This is a genomic window from Citrobacter sp. W9 (assembly GCF_026719375.1).
GTDB classification, from domain to species: domain Bacteria; phylum Pseudomonadota; class Gammaproteobacteria; order Enterobacterales; family Enterobacteriaceae; genus Citrobacter; species Citrobacter werkmanii.
This window is the reverse complement of record NZ_JAPPTE010000019.1, coordinates 71,380-89,175: the sequence shown is the minus strand read 5'-3', so window position 1 is coordinate 89,175 and position 17,796 is coordinate 71,380. Positions and strand designations below refer to the sequence as shown.

Sequence of the window (17,796 nt, the reverse complement as noted above, 5' to 3'; positions counted from 1 at the left end):
CAGTGCCGCTTCGCTTTTTCTCAGCGGCGCGGGGTGTGCATATTACGCTATCCCGCTTCAGAGTCAAGCGTTTATTTACGCTTTTCTCCGCTGACCCGGCGGCGTGTAATCCGTTGTTCCGTGTCAGTGGAGGCGCATTATAGGGAGTTATTTCAGGCTGACAAGGGGAAATTTAAAATAATTTTCCGAGTGATTATTTTTTATTCTTTGCGCTTATTTTGGCAACGTTTTGTGGGTTAATTGGGCAATTTCCCGTGCAAAACCCGCGACCTGTTCCCAATCGGTATACACCACTTCTTTATGCGTATCCGTTTCACCGCCTGACATCTTCATTATCAGTTGGATCATCACACGGTCATACCAGCGATAGCGGGGATACAGCAAAGCGCCGGCAATAACCGCACTGCGATCCGGCCGCCACGGCGAACTCATCAGGAACTTACGCGCATAGCTGTTGGTTTGCGGCGTACGCTTCTCCGGTTTACGGGCAACCAGGTTAACGGAGTAGAACGCACTCGGCATCGCATTCAGCCGCGTGGCATGCTTTTTCACAAACTCCTGAAATGCGGCATGGTAATGACCATAGCGAATCGAGGCGCCAATCACCACACTGTCATAATTTTGCCAGTCAGGCTCCGCGGTGCGATGCAAATTAACAACATCCGTCCAAACGCCCAGCTCTTTGAGTTCAGAAGCCAGATACTCGGCGATTTCACGCGTTTGCCCGTCCCGGGAAGAAAAAAGAATCAGTGTTTTCACGTGTTACTCCATTATTCACGCCAGAAAGTAGGGGTAAAGAGTACCAGCAGAGTAAAGACCTCCAGACGACCAAACAACATATTGGCAATCAGGATCCACTTCGCCACGGGGTTCATACTGGCAAAGTTGTCGGCGACAACGCCCAGCCCAGGACCGAGGTTATTCAGCGTCGCCACCACGGAGGCAAACGCGGAGAAGTCATCAACACCGGTCGCAATAATCGCCAGCATACTGATAATAAAGACCAGTGCATAGGCAGAAAAGAATCCCCATACGGCTTCAAGAATTCGCTCCGGCAGCGCACGGTTACCCAGCTTGATACTGTAAACAGCATTCGGGTGAACCAGACGTTTCAACTCGCGGTTACCTTGCTTAAACAGCAACAGGATACGAATCACTTTCAAGCCACCGCCCGTAGACCCGGCACAGCCGCCGATAAAGGCAGAACACAACAACAACACCGGCAGAAACAGCGGCCAGCGGGCAATGCTGTCGGTGGTAAATCCGGCGGTCGTCGCCATTGATACCACCTGGAAAAAGGCCTGGTTGATGGTCGTGAGCGCTGAACCGTAGGTATTGTGTATCCACAGTACCAGCGTACAGACAGCCACTAGCGTCAACTGCACGCCGATGAACATGCGAAATTCCGGATCGCGCCAGTAGACCTTCAGGCTACGGCCGCTTAATAAAGAGAAGTGCAGGCCATAGTTACAGCCGGAGATCAGCAAGAAGATAGCAATGATGGTGTTGATCGTGGGACTGTCGAAATATCCCACGCTGGCATCGTGCGTGGAAAAGCCGCCAATCGCAATCGTGGCAAAGCTGTGCCCAATGGCGTCAAACGCTGGCATCCCGGCAAACCATAGCGCCAGTGCACATGCCACCGTCAGCAATACATAGATAAGCCACAGGGTTTTCGCCGTTTCGGCAATACGCGGGCGCATTTTATTATCTTTCAGCGGCCCCGGCATTTCTGCCCGGTAGAGCTGCATCCCCCCGACGCCAAGAATAGGCAGAATAGCCACCGCCAGCACGATGATCCCCATCCCGCCGAACCATTGCAGCATCTGTCGATAAAAGAGGATAGCGTGTGGCAATGAATCCAGCCCCACCAGCGTTGTTGCCCCGGTGGTGGTCAATCCGGAAAAGGATTCAAAAAATGCATCGGTAATCGTCAGGTTAGGGCTTTCCGCAAAGATGAACGGCAGCGCACCCACGCTACCCAGCACGGTCCAGAACAAGACGACAATCAGAAAACCTTCGCGAGATTTCAGCTCGCCTTTCTCTTTGCGGTTCGGCCACCACAGCATGGAGCCGATCGCCAGAGCAACGAAGAAAGTTTGGGTAAATGCACGCCCTGCCCCATCGCGATAGATGAGAGCCACCAGTCCGGGGATAATCATTGTTCCCGAGAATAAGATGACCAGTAGTCCAACGATTCGGGTAATGGCGCGAAAATGCATCTCTACCGCTTCCTTAGTTCTTTAAAATGAGGTGGGGATTATTCTTCAATCGCTAACAATTGCAATGAACCACGACTAAAATCCGCCAGTTTTGCCGAAAATTCATCCACTTTGGCATAAGGAAGCGCCACCCTGAGCCGAACAAAAGCCTGGTAATCACTGGCAACGACTTTACCGTCAAACTGACCCAGCAAAGCTTCTATGCCTGCCAGCTGACCGTACTCACACTGCAAAGTATATTCGGTTAATGGCGTCTTGCGCTGTGTCGTTAACTGACGCAACGCCTGATTCACACCGCCACCGTAGGCTTTTACCAGCCCACCCGTACCGAGAAGGATACCGCCGTAGTAGCGCACCACCACCGCGGTAATCTCACCGACACCGCTGCCCATCAGTTGCGCGAGCATCGGTTTTCCTGCCGTTCCCGCCGGTTCGCCATCGTCTGAAAAGCCCAACTGCTGCGAGTCATTCGGCGCACCGGCCACCCATGCCACACAATGGTGGCGGGCGTCCGGGTGTTCCGTTTTGACGGACTCAACGAATGCTTTCGCCGCTTCTACGCCGTCCGTATGGGCGAGCAGCGTAATAAAGCGGCTTTTTTTGATCTCTTCAACGACGCTAACCGGCGCCGCAGGGATTAACCAACTGTCCATTACGCCAGTTTTAAATCCCGCGTCATGTTTTCGATATTGTTCTCATGGACCACCACGTTGTCTTCAATACGAATACCGCCGAACGGTTTCAGAGCTTCAATTTTCTGCCAGTTGAAGTGTTTGCTGAACTGCCCTTCACGCCACGGCGCCAGCAGTGATTCAATAAAGTAGATGCCCGGTTCGATGGTCAGAACCATGCCCGGCTGCAGAACACGGGTGCAGCGCAGGTAAGGATACTTCGACGGGGCAGCAAGGTGGGTACCGCTGTCATCCTGCATAAAGCCAGCGACATCATGCACCTGCAGACCCAACGGGTGACCAATACCGTGCGGCATAAACGGTCCAGTAAGATCGTTTTCCACCATCGCCTCTTCACTCATATCGGTGATGATTTGATGCTTACGCAGCAGCTTCGCGATGCGCTGATGGAACTGAATGTGGTAATCCACGTAGCTGGTACCCGCTTTCATGGTAGCAATAAGCGCCAGCTCTTCGTCGTTAACATCTTTCACCAGATGCGCATAGTCGTTGTCGCTTTTCGCCGACCAGGTACGCGTCAGGTCTGCCGCATAGCCGTTATATTCCGCACCAGCGTCCAGCAGGAAGCTGCGAATTTCAGACGGCGCCTGATGATCCAGTTTGGTGTAATGAAGAACCGACGCATGCTCATTAAGCGCAACGATGTTGCTGTATGGCACGTCGGTGTCGCGGTGACCGGTCGCGGTCAGATAAGCAAGGTTGATGTCAAACTCGCTCATCCCGGAACGGAACGCTTCTTCCGCGGCACGGTGTCCATTCACCGCCATTTTCTGCGCTTCGCGCATACAGGCCAGTTCGTAATCCGTTTTAAAGGCGCGGTAATAATGCAGGTAGTCGATTACCCCTTTCGGGTTGATGTTGCTGGCCGCGATGTCCAGTTGCAACGCACGTTCCGGAACCGGACCGATATAACCGATATTGCCGCGAGCAGCTGGCAGTTGGCTACCGATACCGTCCGCTTTTGGCAGCGCGATGATCTCGATTTCTTCTGTCCAGAACGAGGTCGGCAGCGGCTCAACGTTATGCCAGTAGTCGACCGGCAGATAGAACCACAATTTTGGTTTATTCACACCATCCACCAGCAACCAGCAGTTAGGGACCTGCGTTACGGGTACCCAGGCTTTGAATTGCGGATTGACCTTAAACGGGTACGGATGGTCGTCAAGAAAGACGTTAACAAGTTCGCCAGAGTGAATAAGTAACGCATCCAGCTTGAAGCGTTCCAGCGCGTCGCGCGCCCGCTCTTGTAAGGTAACAATATGATTTTTATAGAGTGCGGCCAGTGATTCCATTTTCTATCCTTCTGTTTTTGACCTCAAGACTCCGCATCTTAGCACATCGCTTTGTGAGTGCGTGATTTCTGCCGAGCGTGATCAAATCGTCATTTCTTTAATCATTCATTTGCATTTTTTTAACATAAAACACACACTTCGATTCATCTGGTATGACCAGATCACCTTGCGGATTCAGGAGACTGACATGCTTTACAAAGGCGACACCCTGTACCTCGACTGGCTGGAAGATGGCATCGCCGAACTGGTGTTCGATGCCCCTGGTTCGGTCAATAAACTCGACACGGCCACCGTTGCCAGCCTGGGCCATGCGCTTGACGTGCTGGAAAAACAACCGAATTTAAAAGGGCTGCTGCTGCGCTCTAACAAAGCAGCCTTTATTGTCGGTGCCGATATCACCGAATTCCTTTCATTGTTCCTCGTGCCTGAAGAACAGTTGAGCCAGTGGCTGCATTTTGCCAACAGCGTCTTTAATCGTCTGGAAGATCTACCTGTTCCGACCCTCTCAGCGGTAAATGGCTATGCGCTGGGCGGCGGCTGCGAGTGTGTGCTGGCGACCGATTACCGTCTGGCAACGCCGGACCTGCGCATCGGCCTGCCGGAAACCAAGCTGGGCATCATGCCAGGCTTTGGCGGATCCGTACGTATGCCACGTATGCTGGGCGCGGACAGCGCGCTGGAAATCATTGCTGCGGGTAAAGATGTTGGTGCTGAGCAGGCGCTGAAAATCGGCCTGGTCGATGGCGTAGTGAAACACGAGAAACTGCTTGATGGCGCGATCGCGGTATTACGTCAGGCGATTAACGGCGATCTCGACTGGAGAGCCAAACGCCAGCCGAAGCTGGAACCGTTGAAACTCAGCAAAATTGAAGCGGCGATGAGCTTTACTATCGCCAAAGGTATGGTGGCGCAGACGGCCGGGAAGCATTATCCCGCACCAATCACTGCCGTGAAAACGATTGAGGCGGCAGCCCGTTTTGGCCGTGAAGAAGCGCTGAACCTGGAAAATAAAAGTTTTGTTCCACTGGCGCACACCAGTGAAGCTCGCGCATTGGTTGGGATCTTCCTTAACGATCAGTTCGTGAAAGCCAAAGCCAAAAAGCTCACCAAAAATATTGAGGCGCCAAAGCAAGCGGCGGTGCTGGGCGCGGGCATTATGGGCGGCGGTATCGCTTACCAGTCGGCCTGGAAAGGCGTGCCGGTTGTGATGAAAGATATCAACGACAAATCATTAACGCTGGGCATGACCGAAGCGGCCAAGCTGCTGAACAAACAGCTCGAGCGCGGCAAGATTGACGGCCTGAAAATGGCGGGCGTGATTTCCACTATCCATCCAACCCTCGACTATAGCGGTTTCGAGCGTGTGGACGTGGTAGTCGAAGCGGTTGTGGAAAACCCGAAAGTGAAAAAAGCGGTACTGGCGGAAACCGAAGATAAGGTACGCCCGGACACCGTACTGGCTTCGAACACCTCAACCATTCCAATCAACGAACTGGCCAGCGTGCTCAAACGCCCGGAAAACTTCTGTGGCATGCACTTCTTTAACCCGGTGCACCGCATGCCGTTGGTTGAGATCATTCGCGGCGAAAAAAGCTCAGATGAAACCATCGCTAAGGTTGTCGCCTGGGCAAGCCAGATGGGCAAAACGCCAATTGTGGTCAATGACTGCCCTGGTTTCTTCGTCAACCGCGTGCTGTTCCCCTATTTTGCCGGTTTCAGCCAGTTGCTGCGCGACGGAGCGGATTTCCGCAAAGTCGACAAAGTGATGGAAAAACAGTTTGGCTGGCCGATGGGCCCGGCTTATCTGCTGGACGTGGTGGGGATCGATACCGCGCATCACGCACAGGCGGTGATGTCTGCGGGCTTCCCACAGCGTATGCAGAAAGATTATCGCGATGCGATCGATGCCCTGTTTGATGCTAACCGTTTCGGACAGAAAAACGGTCTCGGGTTCTGGCGTTATAAAGAAGACAACAAGGGCAAGCCGAAGAAAGAAGAAGATGCCGCCGTTGATGGTCTGCTGGCAGAGGTCAGCCAACCGAAACGCAACTTCAGCGATGACGAGATTATCGCCCGCATGATGATCCCAATGGTCAACGAAGTGGTGCGTTGTCTGGAAGAAGGCATTATCGCCAGCCCGGCAGAAGCCGATATGGCGCTGGTTTATGGCCTGGGCTTCCCTCCGTTCCACGGCGGCGCGTTCCGCTGGCTGGATACGCTCGGCAGCGCGAAGTATCTCGATATGGCCCAACAGTATCAGCACCTAGGCCCACTGTATGAAGTTCCGGCCGGTCTGCGTGATAAAGCGCGCCATAACGAACCGTATTATCCCCAGGTTGAGCCTGCCCGCCCGGTTGGCAGCCTGAAAACGGCTTAAGGAGTCACAATGGAACAGGTTGTAATTGTTGATGCGATCCGTACCCCGATGGGCCGTTCAAAAGGGGGAGCGTTTCGTAACGTGCGGGCAGAAGACCTCTCCGCACATTTAATGCGTAGCCTGCTGGCGCGTAATCCGGCGCTGGAGCCATCCGCGCTTGATGATATTTACTGGGGCTGCGTGCAGCAAACGCTGGAGCAGGGTTTCAATATCGCTCGTAACGCGTCACTACTGGCGGAAATCCCACATTCAGTACCGGCAGTGACCGTTAACCGTCTGTGTGGTTCATCCATGCAGGCGCTGCATGATGCAGCACGCATGATCATGACCGGCGATGCTCAGGCGTGCCTGATTGGCGGCGTGGAACATATGGGCCATGTGCCGATGAGTCACGGCGTTGATTTCCACCCGGGTATGAGCCGCAACGTGGCGAAAGCCGCGGGGATGATGGGCCTGACGGCGGAAATGCTCTCCCGCATGCACGGTATTAGCCGTGAAATGCAGGATGCCTTCGCCGCGCGTTCACACGCTCGCGCCTGGGCTGCTACACAGTCTGGCGCATTTAAAAATGAAATCATCCCGACTGGCGGTCATGATGCAGACGGCGTGCTGAAGCAGTTTAACTACGATGAAGTTATCCGCCCGGAGACCACGGTTGAAGCGCTTTCTACCCTGCGCCCGGCATTCGATCCGGTTAGCGGCACAGTGACGGCCGGTACCTCTTCCGCGCTTTCCGATGGTGCTGCCGCGATGCTGGTCATGAGCGAAAGCCGTGCCCGTGACCTGGGTCTGACGCCGCGTGCCCGAATTCGTTCAATGGCCGTTGTCGGCTGCGACCCTTCCATCATGGGTTACGGTCCGGTTCCGGCTTCAAAGCTGGCGCTGAAAAAAGCGGGACTCTCCACCAGCGACATCGGCTTGTTTGAGATGAATGAAGCTTTTGCCGCCCAGATCCTGCCGTGTATTAAAGATCTGGGGCTGATGGAGCAGATCGACGAGAAGATCAACCTCAACGGCGGGGCGATCGCATTGGGTCACCCGCTGGGTTGTTCCGGTGCGCGTATCAGCACTACCCTGCTCAATCTGATGGAACGCAAAGACGTACAGTTTGGTCTGGCGACGATGTGTATCGGGTTAGGTCAGGGCATCGCGACGGTATTCGAGCGAGTTTAATCAAGGCACGCCGGGGGCGCTTCGCTTGCCCGGCCTACGAAATGTTATCTCAAAGGCATTGGTGCCAGAACAAGGCGGCAAGTGAATGAATCCCGATGAGCTTACGTGTAGTAAGTGATTCGGGTGAATGAGCGCAGCCAACACAGTTATGGTGCCAATGGCGAAGAGAGAAAATTTAGTTGCCGTTCTTCCCGCCTGTCAGGGGCGGGTTTTTTATTTCCCTGAACTACCACGTACCACTAACTGCACCGGCAGCAGCAGATTCTCTTCCTGCTTCTCTTCCAACAGTAAACGCAGCGCTTCCCGACCCAGCTGTTGCTTATCAACCGCGATAGTGCTCAGCGGCGGATGTGACCAGGCTGCGGCATCAATATCATCAAACCCTACCAGCGCAAGGTCTTCCGGGATACGTATGCCCTGCTGCGCGCACACTCTTTGAACAACCATCGCTGCCGCATCGTTATAGGCAAAAATGGCATCGGGTGGCTCCGGCAACCTGAGCAGCTCATTAACCGCCTCTACCAAAGATTGCTCGGTATCGAGCAACGGCGGCGCGATGGCTTCGTACTCTGGCGGCATCAGCAACCGGGCTTCATACAATGCCTGACGATAGCCCTTCTCACGCTGACGAATACTGTAGTGAGAAAGTGTACTGGCAAGAAACGCGATGCGGTTGCGACCTTGTGCAATCAGGTGTTGCGTGGCCAGATAGCCGCCCTGGGTATTGTCCGGATTGACACAAGGCAGGCCAGGCGCCCAGAGATCCACCAGCACCAGCGGCAGTTTCATCTGTTGCAGCAGCCCAAGCAATTCAGGCTCAAAAAATCCGGCGCAGATCAGCGCATCCGGCTGGTGCAGCATCACCTGCTCACTCACCGTATCACCCGGACCGATAGACAGAAAGCTCAGCGCAATACCATTCTCGCGACAAAGATCTTCTATACCTAACAGCAGTTGGGAGTAAAATGGTAATGCGCGGCTGATATTGTGCTGACGATGCAGCAAAAACAGGACGCGTTTGATCTTGTCGCTGCGCAAGCGGGAAAAATCATAACCCTGCTGCTGCGCCACAGAAATAATGCGCAACCGGGTATCTTCACGCAGCCCCGGCTGCCCTTTTAGGGCGCGGGAAACAGCGCCAACTGAGACCCCACATGCTTCGGCAATGTCTCTGATACGTACAGGTTTCGTCATTTCACTCTCATTGATTTATACGCAGGCTCGTTGCGCCCCCAGCCAGGCGGCACCACGCACGCCGCTGCTGTCGCCGTGTCTGGCCGGAACGATCGGTGTACGGCACTGTTTACCAAATACGTACTGTGCTACTCGCGCCTGCAAGCCAGAATACAGTAAATCGATATTAGATACCCCGCCCCCCAACACAATCACATCGGGATCGAGCGTATTCACCACGCTTGCCAACGCCCGCGCCAGTTGATCGCAATAGCGTTCCCATAACAAACAGGCATCTGCATCACCCGATTCTACCTGTCGCATAATTTGTGGCACACCCGCATGTTGCGCGGTGTGGTTCAAATACTGGCGTTCCAGGCCGCTGCCGGAAATAAAGCTTTCGATACAGTTCAACTGTCCGCAATAGCATGTCACTGCGGCCCCATCCCGGGATTCATGATAACGCGGCAAGGCATTATGCCCCCACTCGCCTGCGCAGGCGTTAGGGCCGGAAATCAGGCGGTTATCGATACACACACCGCCGCCGCAACCGGTACCGAGGATGACGCCAAAAACGACGCTGTGTCCATATCCGCTGCCGTCCATCGCCTCTGACAGCGTAAAGCAGTTAGCATCGTTGGTGACGGGCACAGCCATCCCTAACGCTTGCTCAAGATCTTGCGCAAAGCTCTGCTGATTCAGTACCAGAATGTTGGAGTTTTTGATTAACCCTTCGCTATCCACCGCACCGGGCACCCCAACGCCAACCGAGAAAGGCTGATTAACGGCCTGCCTGGCCTTAGCAATCATCTCCGTTACGGCGTGGAAAAAATCGTCATAGCTCTGCTTTGGGGTTACGCATCGCTCGCGATAAACAATTTCCCCCGTATTATCAATCACTACCGCTTCGATTTTAGTCCCGCCAATATCCAGGCCAAGCCTCATGGTTTTTCCCTCGTTTGCGCCTTGTAATGTGATGCTGCATAGCTTGCCAACTTTGTTTACTAAACAAAAAGAGCTCCGTCACAAAAGCTTATTTTTATGATTAATAGATAGCCAAAAAAAGTTTACTAAAAAACCGGTGAGATAAGAGAGGCAACGAGACCGGGCTTGCACCCTGTTAGTAGAAGTAAGGTGAGTAATGAATGCGCCGGAAGGGCTCCGGCGCACAGCGCTTAAATAAACGCGAACGCGTCGCCAAACAGGCGGTCTTCACGCGCACTGCGTTCATTGCAGAACAGATCGCGCGCGATTTTAGCCATTTCAAAACGTCCGGCAATGTAGATATCGTGTTCCGCCAGGGTACCGTAATCCTGTAATACTGCCGTTAATACGGTGCCCGTACGGCCACGCCAGCCTTCTTCAGGCTGTTCTACCACTGGCTCAACGCGCAGATTCGGGTGATTTACTGACAGCGCTTCCAGCTCAGAGAGATCGTAGAGATGCTTCTCTTCGCGCCCGCCCCAGTAAATAGTGATATCGCGATTTGGATTGCGCGCCAGCGCGGTAAGCAGAATGGAACGCGCGTAAGAGAATCCCGTCCCGCCGGCAATCAGGAGCAACGGTCGTTCGTCCTCATCACGTAGCCAGGCTTCGCCATGCGGAATGTCGACCTTAATTTCCCGGTCTTTCAGAATGCGGTCCATCACGGCCATGGCGTACAGATTTAGCTCAGAAGCGCCAACGTGCAGTTCAATGAACCCCTGCTCGTCCGGCGTAGATGCCATGGAGAACGGGCGCTTATCTCGTTCGTCCATCACGACCATTAAATACTGGCCGGCACGAAAGGAAAACGCCGCGTCTGGCACTAAACGAACGCGATATACGGTGTCAGTGATAGCTTCTACCGAGGTCACTTTACAGCTTAAGGTTGTCATGCGCTCTCTCTGTCGGATCAATAGGCAAAACGATCGCGCCTCAGGCGCTTTTGCCGTCATTAAAGATGGCCAGTTCATCCCAAATTGCGTCAATACGTGCAGTGACTTCAGGATCTTTTTTTATCGGACGTCCCCATTCGCGTTGGGTTTCGCCCGGCCATTTATTGGTGGCATCCAGCCCCATTTTTGAACCAAGACCGGAAACCGGCGAGGCAAAATCCAGGTAATCAATGGGTGTATTCTCTACCAGTACAGTATCCCGGGCCGGGTCCATACGCGTCGTAATCGCCCAAATCACATCATTCCAGTCGCGTGCGTTGACGTCATCATCGCAGACAATAACAAATTTGGTGTACATAAACTGACGCAAAAACGACCAGACACCCATCATGACGCGTTTGGCATGACCAGCGTACTGTTTTTTCATCGTCACCACGGCCAGGCGATATGAGCAGCCTTCCGGAGGCAGGTAAAAGTCGACGATTTCCGGAAACTGCTTTTGCAGAATAGGCACGAAGACTTCATTCAGCGCCACGCCAAGCACTGCGGGCTCATCCGGCGGGCGTCCGGTGTAGGTAGAGTGATAAATTGCATCTTCACGCTGAGTAACGTGCGTGACGGTAAAGACCGGGAAGCTATCTACTTCATTGTAGTAACCAGTATGATCGCCATATGGTCCTTCCGGGGCCATTTCACCCGGTTCGATATAGCCTTCCAGCACAATTTCAGCACTGGCAGGCACTTCCAGATCGTTGGAAATACATTTGACCACTTCGGTTTTGGTGCCACGCAACAGCCCGGCAAATGCGTACTCAGATAATGTATCCGGGACAGGTGTAACAGCGCCCAGAATTGTTGCCGGGTCTGCTCCCAAGGCCACAGAAACCGGGAACCGTTCACCAGGATGCGCCGCGCGCCACTCCTGATAATCAAGCGCGCCGCCGCGATGGGAAAGCCAGCGCATAATGAGCTTGTTTTTGCCAATCAGCTGCTGACGATAGATACCGAGATTCTGCCGCTCTTTATGCGGGCCGCGCGTAACGGTCAGCCCCCAGGTAATCAGCGGCGCAGCATCCTCTGGCCAGCAGGTCATAATCGGAATACGGTTTAAGTCGACTTCATCGCCTGAATAGATTTTTTGCTGGCAAGGCGCGCCGCGTAACCGCTTAGTCGGCATGTTCAACACCTGCTTAAACTGCGGCAGCTTATCGAACAGATCGCGAAATCCTTTCGGTGGCTCAGGCTCTTTCAAAAACGCCAACAGCTTACCAACTTCCCGTAGCGCCGAGACATCTTCTTGCCCCATCCCCATCGCCACACGCTTCGGTGTGCCAAACAGGTTACACAGCACCGGCATTGTATAGCCTTTAGGATTTTCAAACAGTAACGCAGGCCCACCGGCACGCAAGGTGCGATCGGCAATTTCAGTGATCTCCAGATGGGGATCCACCTCAAGCGAAATGCGTTTGAGCTCGCCCTGCTGTTCAAGCAGCGTCAGGAAGTCGCGTAAATCGTGATATTTCATGGCGTCCATTGTGGCCTCTTCGTAAGCGCTTCATTATACGGCGTTCATCATTGTGATGCTGTATTTTTGTTAAATTAGCGTGAACTCTGGCGATACATATCAGGCCTGGGAGTATATACCCATTGGGTTTCAGCCTGCTTTGCGGCGGGTATAATTAACTTAACTCATGGCTTTTGCTATGCTGGCGCTCAGAACAAGCGGATAAGAGTTATTATGCAATCCTGGTATTTACTGTACTGCAAACGTGGGCAACTTCAGCGAGCCCAGGAACATCTGGAAAGACAGGCGGTGAACTGCCTGACGCCTATGATCACCCTGGAAAAAATGGTGCGCGGTAAACGGACCACAGTCAGTGAACCCCTATTCCCTAATTATATGTTTGTCGAGTTCGACCCGGAAGTGATCCACACCACCACCATCAATGCCACGCGTGGTGTCAGCCATTTCGTCCGTTTCGGTGCGACGCCGGCGACCGTTCCTTCTCCCGTCATTCATCAACTTTCCATCTATAAACCTGAAGGTATTGTTGACCCTGAAACCCCTCATCCGGGGGACAGTGTGATTATTACCGAAGGTGCGTTTGAGGGGTTGAAAGCGATCTTTACCGAACCCGATGGCGAAGCGCGTTCCATGCTGCTGCTTAACCTATTGAATAAAGAGGTTAAGCAGAGCGTGAAAAACACCGGCTTTCGAAAAATTTAAGTCGCCTTAGAAAGTCACTTCAAACAGCGTTCTGACGTTCGCATCAATGGTTGCTGACAACCATTGAGGATCCTCGCCGCGCCAGTGGGCAATACGCTCAAGAATATGGGGTAGGTGCGCAGGTTCATTGCGCCGTGACGCTGGTTTAGGCGTTAAATCCCGGGGAAGTAAGTAGGGCGCATCGGTTTCGATCAGCAATCTCTCAACCGGGATAAAGGGCAGCAGCTCACGCAGTTCCATCCCCCGGCGCTCATCACACACCCACCCGGTGATACCAATGTAAAGACCGCGGTCTACACAGTCCTGCATCTCCTGGCGCGAGCCTGTAAAGCAGTGCAGCACCGCACCAGGCAGGCTGTCCAGCCATGGCTCCAGTAACGTCAGAAAACGCTCATGGGCGTCCCGACAATGCATGAAAACCGGCATCTGCAGTTCAGCAGCAATGCGCAGTTGTGCCACAAAAGCACGCTCCTGCTCCTGCGGCGTGGAGAAATTGCGATTGAAATCCAGGCCGCACTCACCAATAGCGACCACCTGTGAATGGTTTGCCAGCGCAATAATTTCTGCTTCTGTTGAGGACTGCCATTGGCTGCTGTCATGCGGGTGCACGCCAGCCGTGGACCAGCAATGCGGATAATGCTGCGCCAACGTTAAAGCCTGCTGGCTTTCGTGCAGGTTTGTTCCGGTCAGAAGCATACCGTTTACGCCCGCAGCAAAGGCGCGCGCCATGACCTCATCCCGGTCTTTCGCAAATTGTGAACTGGTTAAATTAACGCCAATATCAAACATGCTTCCTCCCATATGACAACCGCCCTGACGGGCGGTTGCGTTTATTCTTCAGTTTTCTCGGTGGCTTCAGCTTCTTTTGCTTCTTCAGCCTCGTTATCCTCATCTCGCGTACGTCGCTTACCGACATAGAATCGAGAGAAGAACACACCCACCTCAAACAGGCAGTACATCGGTATCGCCAACAGCGTTTGCGAGAAGACATCTGGCGGGGTCAATAGCATCCCGACGACAAATGCCCCCACTACAACGTAAGGGCGTTTCTTGCGTAAGTCTTCAGGCGTCGTAATGCCCATCCAGCATAGCAGCACAATGGCGACAGGAACCTCAAAAGAGACACCGAAAGCCATAAACAGCGCCATTACGAAACTGAGATAGCTGGCAATGTCTGTCGATACCTGTACGCCTTGCGGAGCCGTATTGGCAAGGAAACCAAACGCCAACGGGAAGACGACAAAATAGGCGAATGCCATACCGATGTAGAACAATAACGAACTGGAGACCAACAACGGCACAACCAGGCGACGTTCATGTTTGTACAAAGCAGGCGCAATGAATGCCCAGACCTGATAGAGGATCACTGGCGCTGACAGAATCAGCGACACCATGAAGGTTAACTTTATCGGGGTAAAGAACGGCGAGGCCACATCGGTGGCGATCATTGTTGCGCCCTGCGGCATCTGTTTGATCAACGGCGCCGCAACCATATGGTAAATGTCGTTGGCAAAGTACACCAATGCCAGAAAGATCACGAACACAGCAATAATGCAGTTCAGGAGTCGCTTACGCAGCTCAATAAGATGCGTGATGAGCGGTTGGGTATCTTCTACAGCCATGTTTACGGTTTATCACTCGACGAGGGGGAGGATTCGACAACAGGTGCGGCAGCTTTCTTTTCTGCATCCATCAACGTGGCGGAAGTGTTTTCCGTCGGCTCTGGCGTTTTAGCACCCGTGGATTCCGGTTTTTGCTCCGGCGAACTGGCCTGGTTTTCAGCGGCAGCTGGGGTGACCCCTTCTCGCTGCGCTTCACCGTCTTTCACCACCGGATTATGGATAGTGTGCGCTTCATCGCTGGCTTTCTCAGGATCGTGCACGCTATAAGAACGCTTCATCGACTCCGCCGCTTCACGCAGCTCATCCATTGATGCTTTCAGCTCCGGGGTCAGATTTGTCAGGCTCGCTTTCTCTACTTTCTTCAGGCTGTCCTGGAATTCCTGAAGCTTAAGCTCCTGGGTCAGTTCGTTCTGAACAGTAGTTGCAAGGGAACGCAAAGCGCGAACCCAGCCAGCAACCGTTTTTACCGCCACGGGTAATCGTTGCGGCCCCAGGACAATGAGGCCGATCACGAATACCAATAACAGTTCGCTAAAACCGATATCAAACACGGATTATACCTGCTCTTTATCTTGGCTTTTGGCGTCTTCCTTTTTCACTTCGCCCTGCTTATCGGTAATGGATTTAGCAGTAAAATCAGCGTCCTGGCTGGTTTTATCTTGCTTAGGTTCATCATCACCCATCGCTTTTTTGAAGCCTTTAATAGACGCGCCAAGATCGGAACCGATGGAGCCGAGTTTCTTGGTGCCAAATAGCAGTACAACGATGACGGCAATGATCAACAACTGCCAAATACTGATACCACCCATACATGTTCCTCTGTCATAGATGATGAATTAATAAGGCCGTAGTATACGTTACACGGCCTGCCTTGGGCGATGAAAAATTCAGCGCATTTTGCGCCAGCCGATTATCCAGGCTATGACGCCTCCCGCCATTAACCAGCCCGGCATAAGCCCCCACTCAGGGCGGCTTACCAGCAGGAATGTTCCACTTAACAGCAATGTTGCGCCAATGCCCAATAAATAACGGGATTGTCCCTGACGCACATGATTCGCGTGAAGCTCGCGGGCAATCTTATCAACACTGTGCTGTAAATATTTGCCCTGGCGCAAACTGTCATACACCAGTTCAGGTATTTCTGGCATTTTTTCAACCCAGAACGGAGCTTTTTCTTTAAATGCCCTTACGAGCGCAGGAATACCGACCTGATCTTTAATCCAGGATTCGAGAAACGGCTTGGCCGTTTTCCACAAATCTAACTGCGGATAGAGTTGTCGTCCGACACCTTCAACGTACAGCAGCGTCTTCTGGAGCAAAACCAACTGAGGCTGGACTTCCATATTGAATCGACGCGCGGTGTTAAACAGATTCAACAGCACGTGGCCAAAGGAAATCTCCGCCAGCGGTTTTTCGAATATCGGCTCGCACACGGTACGGATTGCAAATTCAAACTCTTCAACGTTGGTATCAGGCGGAACCCAACCTGAATCCACGTGCAGTTCGGCAACTTTGCGGTAGTCTCGGTTAAAGAACGCAATAAAGTTTTCAGCAAGATAGCGCTTATCTTCTTTATTTAAAGAACCCACAATCCCGCAATCAATGCCAATGTATTTCGGGTTTTCAGGGTGCTCATAACTCACGAAAATATTCCCAGGATGCATGTCCGCATGGAAAAAACTGTCGCGAAATACCTGAGTAAAGAAGACCTGCACGCCGCGTTCAGCCAACAACTTCATGTTGGTGCCATTCTTCTCAAGCGTTGCGACATCCGATACGGGGATACCATATATGCGCTCCATCACCATCATGTTCTGACTGCAATAGTCGGAATACACTTCCGGGATGTACAGCATCGGGCTATCTTCAAAATTACGTCGCAGCTGAATTGCGTTCGCCGATTCGCGCAGCAGGTTCAGCTCATCAATCAACGTTTTTTCATACTCGCGGACCACTTCTGTTGGCCGTAGACGACGGCCATCCGGTAGCAGACGAGGAACCCAGCGCGCAAGGCGGTAAATCAGTTTTAAATCCGCTTTAATGACCGGCAGTATGTCCGGGCGGATAACTTTGATCACCACCTCTTTACCATTGGACTTCAGTCGTGCGGTATGGACCTGAGCAATAGACGCGGATGCCAGCGGCGTGATCTCAAAATCATCAAACCACTCCTCGACGGGCAGCCCGCCCATGGCTTCTTCGATTTGTTCTTTCGCTCGCTGCCCATCGAATGGGGCAACGCGATCCTGCAATAGCGCAAGCTGATCGGCGATGTGCGGTGGGAAAAGGTCACGACGGGTAGAGAGCATTTGCCCAAATTTGATCCACACCGGGCCGAGCTCCTGTAAAGCCAGTCTCAGCCTTTCTCCCAGCGGTTTGTCTTTATGTTGGTTGGGCATCCAGAACAGCGAGTAACGCCACAACCGAAGCGGCAGCGTGATACGCATTTTAGGGATGAGTTCATCAAGACCGTAGCTTAAAAAAGTGCGAATGATGAAATAAAGGCGCCGTACTTCACCTGGCGTCATTTGGCCTCCAGTTTTTCCAGCCGTTTGGCCAGAGATTCGACCGCACGTTCAACGGCTGCCGTTTCTTCTGCAAACCATGCAACCTCGAGCGAGCCGGGAGCCATACGCCACTCTTCGGTGATCGCTTCGGCTACATAGCGCTGCTGGCGCTGAATGTTATGGCGCAAGAACTTCGCGCCGCCACGCAAGACTTTGCTGACCCCCTCCGCGACGATATCGCCGGTATAGGGCGCTAACAGTTCTGCGGGATCAAACTCAGCCAGATCGGCCAGCGCCACAAAGTTCTGCACCACCTGGATATCACCCTGAACCTCCAGCTCACCGCTGCGAATAAGCGTGGTAAGTTGCTGGCGGTCGCGTAATTTCGGCAACACGCTGGCATGTGTGATTACTGTGCAATCGGCTTCGCCTTCCCATGCCCCCAGCACATCGACCTGGCGCTCACTAAACACCAGGACTAAGGGTGTTGAAAATCCTTTAAGATCAACACGCAGCACCTTGCTCTGTAAACGCGTTCGGGCTGATTTCAGCGCAGGAGAACGATACAGAAAGGTATTGAGCAGATTTTCAACGCCTGCGGTCACTAAGGGTTTTAAAGGCATCCCCAATCTCC

At 53.1% G+C, this 17,796-nt stretch carries 17 protein-coding genes; 3 read left to right on the top strand and 14 right to left on the bottom strand.

Features of this window, described 5'->3' with window-relative positions:
• Positions 1 to 213: 213 nt before the first annotated feature.
• From hemG to pepQ, 4 genes are read right to left on the bottom strand one after another with little or no spacing between them, the layout of a single operon-like run.
• Entirely contained in the window at positions 214 to 759 is a 546-nt protein-coding gene (gene hemG / locus OOJ59_RS22055) for a menaquinone-dependent protoporphyrinogen IX dehydrogenase (RefSeq protein ID WP_038634428.1), read from the bottom strand.
• An 11-nt stretch (positions 760 to 770) separates the two neighbouring features.
• Positions 771 to 2,222, bottom strand: coding sequence for a Trk system potassium transporter TrkH (gene trkH / locus OOJ59_RS22050; protein WP_003017848.1), 1,452 nt, complete (start codon positions 2,220 to 2,222; stop codon positions 771 to 773).
• 38 nt (positions 2,223 to 2,260) lie between these two features.
• On the bottom strand, positions 2,261 to 2,875 hold the full coding sequence (locus tag OOJ59_RS22045) for an IMPACT family protein (protein ID WP_085049785.1): 615 nt from the start codon (positions 2,873 to 2,875) through the stop codon (positions 2,261 to 2,263).
• Positions 2,875 to 4,206: a Xaa-Pro dipeptidase gene (gene pepQ, locus OOJ59_RS22040; protein WP_038634435.1), complete on the bottom strand. Its 1,332-nt coding sequence runs from the start codon at positions 4,204 to 4,206 to the stop codon at positions 2,875 to 2,877. The genes OOJ59_RS22045 and pepQ overlap by 1 nt, the downstream gene beginning before the upstream one ends.
• Before the next feature lie 187 nt (positions 4,207 to 4,393).
• Here pepQ and fadB point away from each other — a divergent pair, with 187 nt between their 5' ends.
• The gene (gene fadB, locus OOJ59_RS22035; RefSeq protein ID WP_160955707.1) at positions 4,394 to 6,583 is read left to right on the top strand and encodes a fatty acid oxidation complex subunit alpha FadB; all 2,190 of its coding nucleotides are present in this window, start codon (positions 4,394 to 4,396) and stop codon (positions 6,581 to 6,583) included.
• Between the two features lie 9 nt (positions 6,584 to 6,592).
• Positions 6,593 to 7,756 carry an acetyl-CoA C-acyltransferase FadA gene (fadA, locus tag OOJ59_RS22030; RefSeq protein ID WP_150344458.1) on the top strand — a complete coding sequence of 388 codons (1,164 nt, stop codon included), beginning with the start codon at positions 6,593 to 6,595 and terminating at the stop codon, positions 7,754 to 7,756.
• A 213-nt stretch (positions 7,757 to 7,969) separates the two neighbouring features.
• Here the strand turns inward: fadA and OOJ59_RS22025 are convergent, their stop codons facing one another.
• The 4 genes from OOJ59_RS22025 to ubiD all read right to left on the bottom strand — a co-directional run bounded on the left by OOJ59_RS22025 (position 7,970) and on the right by ubiD (position 12,340).
• Positions 7,970 to 8,950, bottom strand: coding sequence for a LacI family DNA-binding transcriptional regulator (locus OOJ59_RS22025; protein WP_137347630.1), 981 nt, complete (start codon positions 8,948 to 8,950; stop codon positions 7,970 to 7,972).
• Positions 8,951 to 8,965: 15 nt separating this feature from the next.
• Positions 8,966 to 9,874, bottom strand: a complete 909-nt coding sequence (locus tag OOJ59_RS22020) for an ROK family protein (protein ID WP_159122119.1) — start codon at positions 9,872 to 9,874, stop codon at positions 8,966 to 8,968.
• 230 nt (positions 9,875 to 10,104) lie between these two features.
• Positions 10,105 to 10,806 carry an NAD(P)H-flavin reductase gene (fre, locus tag OOJ59_RS22015; RefSeq protein ID WP_038634448.1) on the bottom strand — a complete coding sequence of 234 codons (702 nt, stop codon included), beginning with the start codon at positions 10,804 to 10,806 and terminating at the stop codon, positions 10,105 to 10,107.
• Between the two features lie 40 nt (positions 10,807 to 10,846).
• Positions 10,847 to 12,340, bottom strand: coding sequence for a 4-hydroxy-3-polyprenylbenzoate decarboxylase (gene ubiD / locus OOJ59_RS22010; protein WP_159122118.1), 1,494 nt, complete (start codon positions 12,338 to 12,340; stop codon positions 10,847 to 10,849).
• Between the two features lie 204 nt (positions 12,341 to 12,544).
• On the opposite strand from ubiD, the gene rfaH reads away from it, so the two are divergent.
• Positions 12,545 to 13,033 (top strand): transcription/translation regulatory transformer protein RfaH, encoded by a 489-nt coding sequence (gene rfaH, locus OOJ59_RS22005; RefSeq protein ID WP_038634455.1) that lies wholly within the window; start codon positions 12,545 to 12,547, stop codon positions 13,031 to 13,033.
• Positions 13,034 to 13,039: 6 nt separating this feature from the next.
• Here rfaH and tatD read toward each other — a convergent pair whose 3' ends face one another.
• The 6 genes from tatD to ubiJ all read right to left on the bottom strand — a co-directional run bounded on the left by tatD (position 13,040) and on the right by ubiJ (position 17,785).
• Positions 13,040 to 13,822 carry a 3'-5' ssDNA/RNA exonuclease TatD gene (tatD, locus tag OOJ59_RS22000; RefSeq protein WP_159122117.1) on the bottom strand — a complete coding sequence of 261 codons (783 nt, stop codon included), beginning with the start codon at positions 13,820 to 13,822 and terminating at the stop codon, positions 13,040 to 13,042.
• A gap of 41 nt (positions 13,823 to 13,863) precedes the next feature.
• On the bottom strand, positions 13,864 to 14,655 hold the full coding sequence (gene tatC / locus OOJ59_RS21995; protein ID WP_038634459.1) for a Sec-independent protein translocase subunit TatC: 792 nt from the start codon (positions 14,653 to 14,655) through the stop codon (positions 13,864 to 13,866).
• Positions 14,656 to 14,657: 2 nt separating this feature from the next.
• Positions 14,658 to 15,206 (bottom strand): Sec-independent protein translocase protein TatB, encoded by a 549-nt coding sequence (gene tatB, locus OOJ59_RS21990; RefSeq protein ID WP_085049780.1) that lies wholly within the window; start codon positions 15,204 to 15,206, stop codon positions 14,658 to 14,660.
• A gap of 3 nt (positions 15,207 to 15,209) precedes the next feature.
• Positions 15,210 to 15,464: a Sec-independent protein translocase subunit TatA gene (gene tatA / locus OOJ59_RS21985; RefSeq protein WP_003017888.1), complete on the bottom strand. Its 255-nt coding sequence runs from the start codon at positions 15,462 to 15,464 to the stop codon at positions 15,210 to 15,212.
• Between the two features lie 78 nt (positions 15,465 to 15,542).
• Positions 15,543 to 17,183: a ubiquinone biosynthesis regulatory protein kinase UbiB gene (gene ubiB, locus OOJ59_RS21980; RefSeq protein ID WP_069325080.1), complete on the bottom strand. Its 1,641-nt coding sequence runs from the start codon at positions 17,181 to 17,183 to the stop codon at positions 15,543 to 15,545.
• Positions 17,180 to 17,785: a ubiquinone biosynthesis protein UbiJ gene (gene ubiJ, locus OOJ59_RS21975; RefSeq protein ID WP_038634468.1), complete on the bottom strand. Its 606-nt coding sequence runs from the start codon at positions 17,783 to 17,785 to the stop codon at positions 17,180 to 17,182. Before ubiJ ends, ubiB begins: the two co-directional genes overlap by 4 nt.
• Positions 17,786 to 17,796: the final 11 nt, after the last annotated feature.